This window comes from Bacteroides sp. 43_46, assembly GCF_001915455.1.
GTDB lineage: Bacteria > Bacteroidota > Bacteroidia > Bacteroidales > Bacteroidaceae > Bacteroides > Bacteroides caccae.
On sequence record NZ_MNQN01000101.1, the window covers coordinates 39,796 to 51,470 of the forward strand.

At 38.2% G+C, this 11,675-nt stretch carries 6 protein-coding genes; 1 reads left to right on the plus strand and 5 read right to left on the minus strand.

The genetic code is table 11. The annotated features are described in order from the left end of the window. Positions 1 to 4: 4 nt before the first annotated feature. The 4 genes from BHV72_RS08990 to BHV72_RS09005 form a co-directional block, all read right to left on the minus strand. Complete coding sequence (locus tag BHV72_RS08990) at positions 5 to 3,409, minus strand: TonB-dependent receptor (protein WP_286855608.1); 3,405 nt, start codon at positions 3,407 to 3,409, stop codon at positions 5 to 7. Positions 3,410 to 3,648: 239 nt separating this feature from the next. Next, positions 3,649 to 4,203 carry an RNA polymerase sigma factor gene (locus BHV72_RS08995; RefSeq protein ID WP_055169475.1) on the minus strand — a complete coding sequence of 185 codons (555 nt, stop codon included), beginning with the start codon at positions 4,201 to 4,203 and terminating at the stop codon, positions 3,649 to 3,651. A 204-nt stretch (positions 4,204 to 4,407) separates the two neighbouring features. Beyond that, the gene (locus tag BHV72_RS09000) at positions 4,408 to 5,913 is read right to left on the minus strand and encodes an alpha-L-fucosidase (protein ID WP_286855609.1); all 1,506 of its coding nucleotides are present in this window, start codon (positions 5,911 to 5,913) and stop codon (positions 4,408 to 4,410) included. A 254-nt stretch (positions 5,914 to 6,167) separates the two neighbouring features. Then, positions 6,168 to 7,265 (minus strand): FecR family protein, encoded by a 1,098-nt coding sequence (locus BHV72_RS09005; RefSeq protein ID WP_005676784.1) that lies wholly within the window; start codon positions 7,263 to 7,265, stop codon positions 6,168 to 6,170. 706 nt (positions 7,266 to 7,971) lie between these two features. On the opposite strand from BHV72_RS09005, the gene BHV72_RS09010 reads away from it, so the two are divergent. Continuing rightward, on the plus strand, positions 7,972 to 11,262 hold the full coding sequence (locus BHV72_RS09010; protein WP_286855610.1) for a DUF8487 domain-containing protein: 3,291 nt from the start codon (positions 7,972 to 7,974) through the stop codon (positions 11,260 to 11,262). 184 nt (positions 11,263 to 11,446) lie between these two features. Here the strand turns inward: BHV72_RS09010 and BHV72_RS09015 are convergent. Next, positions 11,447 to 11,675: transposase (locus BHV72_RS09015; protein WP_286855611.1), on the minus strand; the 229-nt coding region annotated here is incomplete at its 5' end.

Here is an 11,675-nt window from a genome sequence, read left to right on the forward strand (position 1 = left end):
CTTTTTACTTAAAGGTGAATTGAATTCCAATATTAAATACTCTTTGAGTAGGATATTTCATACCACTACCACCACCCATTTCCGGGTCCCAATGCTTAAAAGGTGAGAAAGTCAAAAGATTCGAACCGTTCAAATAAGCACGGAACATCTTGAATGTATAGCCAATTTCTGCATTCTTCAACTTAAGAAAAGCACCATTCCGCAACCAATATGAAGAATTTACTGTATTATTAGCATTGGTATCACGAGTCAAGCGTGGATAAGCTGCATTCGGGTTCGGATTACTTTCACTCCAATAATCATCAGCGATAAACTTCATAACACCACGAGTAGCATTTTTCCCAAACGGATGAAAACCCGACATTAGAATAGAAGTGCGAGCTGCCCCTTGGAAGAAAAATGAAAAATCCCAATTCTTATATTTCATTGAAGGACCGAAACCATATACAATCTCAGGATCTTCCGGATAGCCCATATAAACACAGTCATTGGTATTAATAATCCCATCACAATTGCCATTTGCATCTGGTTGATCCACATATTTAATATCGCCCGGCTGAGGAATATACCCCAATGTTTGTTCGGCATGTGAATCAACATCAGCCTGGTCACGGAATAATCCATCCGCTACATAAACCAAATGCTGCCCTCTGGAATATCCTACACTGGACAAATTAGGATACAACTGGAACGGAGGTTCGTCACGCTCCAAAATCGTATTATGCGCATAAGTAAGTGTCCCCTTAAATGATAAAAAGAAATCTTTTGTTATCTGTTTATTGTAATCCAACGCTATATCAAATCCGACATTCTTCATCTTACCGCTATTCTCATAAATTTTCGTTTCACCAGTTCCTATGAAATCAGGAAGAGTATTTACTTTCTGCATATAGATCTTACTACGAATCTCTTTAAATACATCAAAATTCAAATTGACTTGATGAAATAACTGCATATCAAATCCGACATTCAGTTTTTTCCCTACCTCCCAAGTTAAATTCGGATTATAATAACGGTTCCATACGGGACCCTGTAAATTAACATTCTGATTTACTCCCGTCGTATATTTCCATTTATCACTAGATAAAACAATATCTTCCAAATAAGCATAACGCTCATTGATACCATCATTACCAACCAAGCCATAAGAACCACGCAATTTGAAATGAGATATCACATTTGAAATCGGTTCCCAGAACTTTTCTTGTGAGATGTTATATCCCAAAGCTATTGAAGGGAAAAAACCGAAACGATTGTTTTTCGCAAAGTTCTCCGAACCATTATATCCAAAATTGACTTCAGCCAGATAACGGTCATCATAAGCATAAGACAGACGTGCGGCAATTCCTTGTTTCCGACGTGGTAAAGAAGATAAGAGATTATCCGGTTTATTATTGTCTAACTGATCCTGATTATATAAAAGCATTGCATTGACATCATGTACGCCAAACTTTCTTTTATAGTCCAAATAGGCTTGAATAAATATTCTACGGTCACCTGTGGCAGCTCCCTCCGTATTTAAAGCCGTTTTTTGTTCATTACCCACTCTACTTAATGTATATTCTCCCGTAGCTTCATTGTATTGATCAATCTCAAATTGATTATAACCAGCTTTACGTGTAGTTTCCGTCTTTGACCAGTTTTTAAAAGAAGCCAATACATGGAGTTTTAATCCTTTAGTTACCATTTTTAAATCCTGGTCTAAACGAATATTTGCATTTACCGTACTGGCAAATTGCTTTTTATAACCGACAACGTACTCAGCTACCGGATTACGGTAACCGTTGTTATAAATACCACCACTCATACCTCCCCAAAGCGTATAAATCTCTTTATCATTACGAGCCGGATATACAATAGGAAAATCAACGGGAGAAGCTTCTCTTGACATAGAAAATATTCCATCAACACCTGCTGAAGGCCCTTTCCAATCCCGTAAACTTACATTTAATCCCAATGATATTTTGGTAGTGTTTGTTGCTTTTATACTCAGATTATTAACAAAATCATAACGCATCACATTGATATTGTTATTGTATGAGAAATAATCCTTACTCAATGACTTCAGATTACCAGCATCATGCTTCACCGATGCACTCATAAAATAGGTAACCGCCTTTTTACCTCCACGAATATTAAAATTAAAACGCTGCGCAAAAGCATTCTTATTAAACATTTCATTATACCAGTCTACATTCGGATAAACCAATGGATTCAACCCTTGTTCCGTAGCCCTGATTTTAGTATCATCATATAATCCGGTTGTGATGCCACGAGTTGTCAAGGCTTCATTATAAAGCTTCATATAGTCAACTCCTCCTACCATTTCGGGAACAGAAGTAAGTTGGGACATAGACGTTTCCAAGCGGAAATTAATTATCGGCTTTAAAAGGTCCTGACCGGATTTAGTAGTGACAATCATCACACCATTTGCTCCGCGGGTTCCATACATAGCCGTAGCCGTAGCATCTTTCAAGATAGAAAAACTTTCAATGACTTCCGGATCCAAAGCATTCAAATCGCTCGAACTGATTTCTACCCCATCCAATACAATTAAAACGCCTGTAGCATCGCCGAAGGTCGATTTACCACGAATCCAAAAATCAGCTCCATCAGCACCGGGCTGTCCGCTACGTTGTATAGCAATCACACCGGCCATACGTCCGGCAAAACTGGTACTTAAACTGGAAGAAGGAACTTTCAATTCGGCAGGGCGTACTTGCTGGATAGACCCAACCATTGTTTCTTTTTTCTGTGTAGCACCAAATGCTGTAACTACAACTTCTTCTAGTGACTTCGTATCTTCTTTCAACTGAACAGTTATCGAAGAACGATCTCCTACTGAAATTTCCTGAGTCACATATCCTATATAAGATATGACAATTACGGAATTTTTATCGGTTACTTGTATCTGAAATAAGCCATCTAGATCTGTAATAACCCCTGTTCCCGTATTTTTTAACTGAATGCTGGCACCAATAATCGGATTTCCTTGTTCGTCTTTCACAAGCCCCTGAAGCAAACGTTTTTTCTGCGAAACGCTTTGCTCTGATACTTTTTTCTCTTTCAGAACTATCTGGCGTTCTTTCATTTCATATACAATATTAGCTTGCTCCGAGACCTTATCCAACAGTTGCTTAACAGTTGCATTTTTTAAACTCACACTGATTTGTGTTGACTGATTTATCACTTCCGGCTTAAAAAAGAATACATATTGGCTATTCTTTTCCACATAAGAAATAACTTCTTTCAAAGTTACATTTTTCAGCGATACCGTAAACGTTTTGGCCTGCCCATAAACCGGAGATTTAGCCTGCAAAGCAGCGACCAAAAAACAAAAAACAAATAGAAGGAGATACTTGCCGTTTTTCCTAGCTACAGAATCCTCCTTAGCCATAAAGTTAATCATAGAATTAAATGTTTAAGAATGTTACATCGGTAATTGTGTATTAAGCCCCTTTCTGCATCCGAATGATATTTGCGGTATCATCAACGAATAGGGAAAAACATAAAAAATCATGGTCCCATAGTGTTTCTCATTTATAAGTTCATAAATATTAGTTATTTTTCTCGTTCATTCTATTGATAAGACGAACGAGCTCTTTATTACTCCTCAATTTATCAGGAAAAAATGTGCAAAAGATTTTTTTAGTGAAATTGCCCTCCAGCCAAAACGATCTGACGCAATTTAGCTACCGAGCGTCCTACCAGATTCATACACGAATGAGAAGACATCTCAAACATGTCTGCTAGTTCATCCCACGAAAATTCTTGAACAAATCGAAAATATATGGCATTTCTTTGTTTGGAAGACAGTTGCTGAAAACCCTTTTTCAATAATTGGACCTTCTTTAGGTCAGAATCATTTGTCTCAAAAATCTGCATCAAGCCTGTGTCGTCGATAGGAATATCAACGTACTCATCCAATGGCAAGCTACGGTTACGGGCAGCTTTGGAGGAATCTAACAGAGCATTTAATAAAGTACGATATAGATAAGACTTCACATAAGATAAGGTAGGAAGAGAAGAATGACTTACGTATATTTTAACAAACATATCCTGCAAACAATCTTTAATTGTTTCTTCATCAAAGTTCAGACGAAGGGCATACCCAAACAAAGGAGAATAATAACGATGATATAGTTCCTCAAAAGCAACTTTATCACCTTTCAGTATTCGTGTCCATAGCTCGATATCCGTCATGTGTCTTTTAAATAGCTTGCAATTAATGATAAGGTTTACAAATGTAGCTTTTTTCTATTAATTAATATCTTCCTCCACAGTTTTTTCCGAAAAAGTCCCGACTTTCTATATAAGAAAGGGGACTGATTTTTTTAAATTTATATAGTTTTCAGACCAACGTAACTACCAAGCGTTCTTTCACTTTAATGCAAGAGAACTGAGTAATTACCTTTTTTTATTTTGCTCATAGATTATATTAAACTCGTAAATAGAAGGAGGAGCGGTAGCTCGAGTGACTTTCAGTCGAATACTTGACGTATAATAATTATATGGAAATCGAATAACTTTACAGTCTCCCATTGGCTCATCGCTCACATAGATAGGTATCCACTTACCTTTTTGTATAATCTCAATTTGATAGCCTTGGATTCTATTTTTCCGATAGTTCGAAAAGCCATCATTCCCACTGTGAGAATCACAATATTCAAAAATAGTTATTTTATTAAACGATTTTGTCTTATCCAATGTTACAGTAAGAGTTGACAATGTATCATTCACTGCAGCAGCCCAACGAGTCTGCATACCACCATCAATAGCATGACCAGCAGCATAATGAGGATCGTCACCTGATACTGATGTCGCTTCAGCAACCTGATTCATTGAAATACACGTCCCATTTTTAGGCAGCGGTTTTCCTTTCTTCAACCCTAAACGTTTTCCCAACTCAATGGCAGCATTTGCCTCATATTCACGTATGCGACCAGACTCGTCGGGTGGTATATTTATGACCAACGTATTCCCGTTACTCGTACACCAATAAAATAATTCTTCCAGTTCATCTAAATCCCGTACAGGTAACAACTCACGCTTCTGAAACCAATTCCATGCCTTACTCAAACATACCGTATGTTCAAATGGCAGATAATAGGACTGTCCGTTATGCAAATATTGCTTGGCATCGTTTTGATGAGCAATCTTCGGATCCCACAAACGGAAGTCACTAGGGAAATAGTGAAATGTATAACAGTTGTCAATTGTCATAGAGTCCGGAAGCACATTTTTCCTACTTCTCGGCTTTGTCTCAATGGTATGATTGACACCTACCGCACAATAAGGTTGCAGTTCTTTTACCAACTTATACACACGTGGTAAATCCCAGTCCTTTACACTACGTGCCCAACCTCCATCTAACCACAGTTCACATACCTCACCATAATTTGTCAAAAGTTCAGTAAGTTGACTACACATAAAATCAATATACTTTGTCTTATCTTTGTCATGGAATGAAGGCTCCTTACGATCCCATAACGAATAATAGACAGCAAACTGAAGTCCATACTTACGGCAAGCTTTTGAAACTTCAGCCACAATATCTGTCGTGTTAGAAGAAGAAGCAACATCATATGTCGTAGAGGGACTATCCCATAAACAAAAACCATCATGATGCTTTGTTACAAGCAACACATAGCGAAAGCCTGCATCCCGAGCCACACGAACCCATTGCTCACAATCTAGATTAGTAGGATTATAAGTCAAAGCTGGTATACTGCCGTCGGACCACTCTTGCTGACAAAATGTATTAATACCAAAGTGAATAAACATACCATAAGCACGCTTTTGCATCGCTTGTTGCGTTGCATTGGGTTTGATAGCCGGAACAAGTTTCTGCGCCCTTAAGGGGAGTACTCCCCATAAGATACCATATAACAAAACAAATATAATCTTTCTCATAACAACAATAGGTTTATAAACTTTAAACTTACAAATAAACAATAGACCACAGTCCAACCATTAATTACCAAGCACTGTCCATAATTTTGTGTCATAAAAAAACTTAAAGCTACCCACCTCTTATTATTTTATTGCAATCCACGTTGCAGGTTAATAAATTATCCATAAATTTGTATTATTAAGGATTTTAATCATCGGTAATTGGTTATTATCCCTTTTTTCAATTCGGATGGTATTTGCGGTACCATCCGTTTTTATTGCTGTCGCTTCGGACTTATATAATAGGTTCCATCAATTATCTGACAATCAATCGGCACCACTACTGAAATCATCCTAACCAATTCGGACAAGGGTAAACGTAAATCCAACTTTCCATCTACAATTTCAGTTTGTATAGCGGGTGCTACAACAATGGGGATATCATAGAAACGGTTCAGCCTCTCGAACACACTCATCAATGGTTCGTTGTGCAAGATAAGCAAACCATTAATCCAAGCCGTATAGTCTTTTGCACGCACGCGCTTAATCCGGCTAGCACGTCCTTCACTTACAACAACCAGGTTATCAGGCTTCATCAAAACTTCTTTTTGATATTTGTCGCTAAGCCTCACAGAGCCTTCCACCAAAACTACTTCTGACTGTTTTTTTCCTTTATAAGCATTGACATTAAAGGAAGTTCCCAATACTTCTACATTAAATTGATGTGTCTTTACTACAAATGGTCTACTTTTATCAGGAGTTACATCCAGATAAATTTCTCCTTCTACATATATTTCTCTTCGGTTATCGGCAAAGACTCTCGGATACACTACCCGTGTACCGGAATTGACATGCATCCGTGTTCCGTCCGAAAGCGTTAATTGACTATATTTCCCTTTAGGAACAATAATTTGATTAAACCCTTTTGCCTCATCTGTATTTTCACTCGTTTCACTAACAGTATGTTCTTCCTGTTCTATTTGAATCTTTCCATTAGAAGAATAAACAATACCGACTGTGTCCTTATCTATCTGTACTTTCCGCTTGTCTGAAAGCAATAATTGTACTTGACCACTTGCTTCCGCTACATCTGCCAACTGGCCTACATAGGCATCCAAAGTCCAACTGTTATCCGAAAACTCTCCTTTATCTATCACATATGCCAACAACAAACAAGCAGCTACCGATACAGGTATTAAAAATCTTTTTATATATTCTCTTACTCGTGTTTTCTTCTCCTGTTGTCTTATTTCACGGTTGATTCGTTCCCACATATCCGTCTCATCATCCCGTTCTTTACGGTCATGAAATCTAAAATAACCGATGATTTTATCGATTATTCCATCCAATTCTTGTTTTTGTTGACTTTTCATAAAATAAAGCTGCTTTATATTGCGTTTTAGACGGCGAATCGAAATTCTTCAATTCATCTCTCCAAAACAGTTCTATTACTATGACGAATAGACAATTGATTACTCCTCACTTTTTACTACATTTTTTCACCTTCTTCATATCACTCAATACTAAAGATATACCTTTTTTAAAAAAGGGACATTCAAATTATAAAAAGAGCTGTATTTAATATCAGCTTATAAGGGAAAAAGAAAAAATGAAGGCATTTGCTAATACAGAAATACGTATTTCCAACACTAAACGACTTTATCGATCAGTATGATTCACATCTAGATATTTTATTTACTAATAAACACTATTTGGATATATAAACTATCATTTTACTACTCCTTTCTTATCCGTTTTTTGATATCAAATAGAAAAAAACAGCTCAAAAAGCACTTGTTTTTTCCTTTTCACCGAGTAAGAAGAGCTTCCTTGGTGAGAAAAGGAGCGACGTACACCGATTATGAAACGATAAGTTCTCATCAAAATATTAAAAATGGAACACTATCATAAAAAATCTCAATAACTCATTCTCTTTTTTTGTTAAAACTGAGGAGTAACCCAATACACAATCGTCATTGTAATAAAGACAGCTTAAATAGTTCAATTCAAGCCAAATAACTGAACTTTAAAGGAAATTGCGAACGAATAAATTGTGTATTAAACAAAACCATAAACGCCATGATAAACAAATATCTATTATCATCCTTAGTCTGTATTTTATTTTATACAGCACAAGCACATCCTTCAAGCAAATTGCCCCAATATAATATAATCAATGACTTGTCCTCACTAATCAAGAATATTGCAAATAAAGACATTCAGGATGATATACTATCTCTTACCGGACAATGGGGTGTAAAGTTGGATCCGGACAGTATCGGTGAAAAGCACAACTATTTCAATTCCGGTCATACAACCATGCCGATTCAGCTACCCGGAACTCTTGATGAAGCCGGCTATGGAACTCGTACAGTCGGTTCGGATTATGGTATCCTCACCCGCCGACACAAATACATAGGTCCGGCCTGGTATACACGTGAGTTTGTCATTCCTCAAAATTGGCAGGGAAAAGAAATAACACTTTATCTGGAACGTGTGCTGTGGGAGTCAAAAGTCTGGATTGACGGACGTTTCATTGATACACAGGAAGGATTAGGAACTCCACATTATCATCGTTTAGGAACTTTAAATCCCGGAAAACATCGAATAGCAATCCGTATCAACAACGACATGATATACAATATAGGTGATAAGGGCCATTCATACGGAGAATACACTCAGATTATCTGGAATGGTATCCTCGGAAAAATAGAACTACAATCTTCACCCACACTTTCAATAGACCGGATCAAAGTATATCCCCATACATCTGACAATCGCTTGGATATTTCCTTCGATATACAAAATCATTCAAATAAGACATTGAAAGGAGAGGTTTCCTATACATTGAAAGAAATTGGAAGCAAAAAGAAAATATACGCATACAAAAAAGAAATAAAAGGAGAAAAAGGAATACAACATCACCGGGAAACATTGAATATCCGGCAAGCCGTGAAACACTGGGACGACCTACACCCAAACCTATACCGGTTGGAGATATGTATCACGCAAAAAGGACAATCCCAACTTAAAACGGTTGATTTCGGATTTCGTAATGTTACTGCTTCCCGATCAAAGATTCTAATCAACAACCGACCCGTATTCATGCGAGGTAATCTGGATTGCCTCCATTTTCCCCTTACCGGTTATCCCTCTTGCGACATTCAGGAATGGGAACGTATTTTCCGTATTTACAAATCATACGGACTCAATCATGTGCGTTTCCACTCATGGTGTCCTCCCGAGGCAGCTTTTACGGCAGCCGACCGGATTGGTATTTATATTCAGGCAGAAGTATTATGGATTGACTGGTGGATGTCCGTCGTAAGAAAAGAGCGCCCTGAAATGACCACACGCGGACTGCCGAAAGGATTGGGGCATAATCCAAGTGCAGATAAATTTGTACCGGAAGAACTGCAACGTATGATTGAGGCTTACGGTAATCACCCTTCTTTCACTATGCTTTGTATTGGAAATGAATTAGGCAACTCAAACTTTGATATCATGCAACAATGGATTAAATCTTTGCAAGAAAAAGATCCACGCAGACTTTACGCTATTTCTACCGCCCGAAAGATTATGCCGGCAGATCAATATATGGTCACTCACAACATACCCCAGACAGGCGGTACTTATGGCATAAACGGTTCCGGCACTGACAATGACCGAGAATCTATCTACTCTAAGGCAACAATCCCGGTCATCGCCCATGAAGTCGGTCAATATCCAGTTTACCCTCTTTGGAACGAGATAGATAAATATACCGGTGTATTGGAAGCCAGAAATCTTGAAAGCTTACGCCAACAAGCCGTAAAAAATCATATAGAACACCAGGACAGAAAATTCCATGAAGCCAGTGGAGCATTACAAACAATCTTATATAAAGGTTTGATTGAAAATTTACTGCGTACCCCCTCATGTGCCGGATTCCAAATGTTAAGTATGACTGATTATTCGGGACAGGGAGAAGCTTTAGTCGGTTGGTTAGATTCATTTTGGGATTCCAAAGGAATCATCACGCCCGAACAATTCCGATGTTATTCCAACGACATTGTCCCTCTGGCACGTTTCCACAAATATACCTGGCAAACGGACGAGACGTTCAAAGCTCAAATCCAAGTGGCAAACTACAGTGATACAACTCTAATTACACCTACGATATGGACTTTAACCGACGAAACAGGCAAACTGCAACAGCAAGGCAGCAGAGAAGTGCCCTTATCATCCGGAAAAGTAAATCAGGTAGATTCTTTATCTATCGATCTCTCCGAAATTACATCACCGGGAAAATATTACCTCGATGTCACCATTAGCGGCACACCTTATCACAACCGTTGGAGTATTTGGGTATATCCCCCTTATAACATGCCACAAACCAATATCATCATCCACGACAAATTTGATTCGACTGTCATTAGTGCCTTGGAACAAGGAAAGAAAGTATTGTTAGTGGCAGATCAACTCGGGAAAAAGGATAACTCCACCCCTCTTTACTTCACACCTTTGTTCTGGTCTACTTCTTTCTTTCCCGGTCAAAGCAACACCACCCTAGGGGCATGGATAGACAAAGCTCACCCTGCATTCTCGCAATTTCCAACCGACAATTATACTGACTGGCAATGGAAAGAAATAACACAAGGCCGTTCGTTTATCATCAACGAACACCCTCAATTACACCCCATTGTACAACCGGTAAGCGACTTCCATATCAACGACAAACTAGCTTCTATCTTCGAATGTAAAGTGAGCAAAGGCAAATTATTAGTCTGCGGTTACAACCTGAATTTGGATTCACCGGTAGCACGACAACTAAAATACAGCTTATTACATTATATGACACAATCGAACTTCAATCCTTCTTATTCAATGGAAATTGATACACTGAAGAAGATGTTTGCATATACTCCTAAAGCAATGGTTTCCGTTCCTAAAGGATTTGAAAACTCAATTCTTTATATATCATGCGGGAAGCAAATGAAGAATTCCGGTTCTGCTCCTTGGACAGCCACGCTCGACCATACTGAAATACAAGACGAACGTTGTAAATACAAAGTTACTTGTGATAATATCTGGAAAGATGAGAAAGGGACAGCCTGGACAGGCAAAAATATGACAATTGAAATACAAACTCCGGAAGGTATTATTGGAGACTTATATGTAAAATTTGAAGACTGGAATCACCAAAATAGAGCAGGGCTCTTATCAATCGAAGGACGAGAGTCCATTTTAGAAAATCAGAAAGGAAAAGAACGGTGGGTGAAACTATTCATCATGCGGGAAGATACAAATGACGGAAAAATAGTTCTCAAAACCCATACGAAACAAGGAGGTAACCTAATGATTAGCCAAATAGCATTCATAAAACAATAAGCGGTCAATACTCTCACAACAAAGATTTCCAAAACAGAGGCCGTCTCAAAATAAACTTGAGCTGGCCTCTGTTGTTTCATTTCAGATTGAAGTTATTTGGATTCTTCTCAAAAAAAAGGAGTTTACAAGCTTCTTTTTGAAGATTTCATTCTTTCAAACAGTTTTTTTCGTTGCCATAAGCCTCCTAAGAGGCTACTTTTGCAAGATTGTGTGCTATGGCCAGCAGGCCGAACTCAATTTCCACCTTCTTAAGTCCACGAAGGTGGAACCTCTTGAAGTGCTTGTTGTTCTTGAGGTTTCCAAATACGGCTTCCACATCCTGTGGCCGCTGACTGCGGTATTTAAGACCTTCCGGTGACAGGAGCTTTTCACGTTCCCTTTCCTTGATTTTTCTCAGGCGGTGATTCACCTGT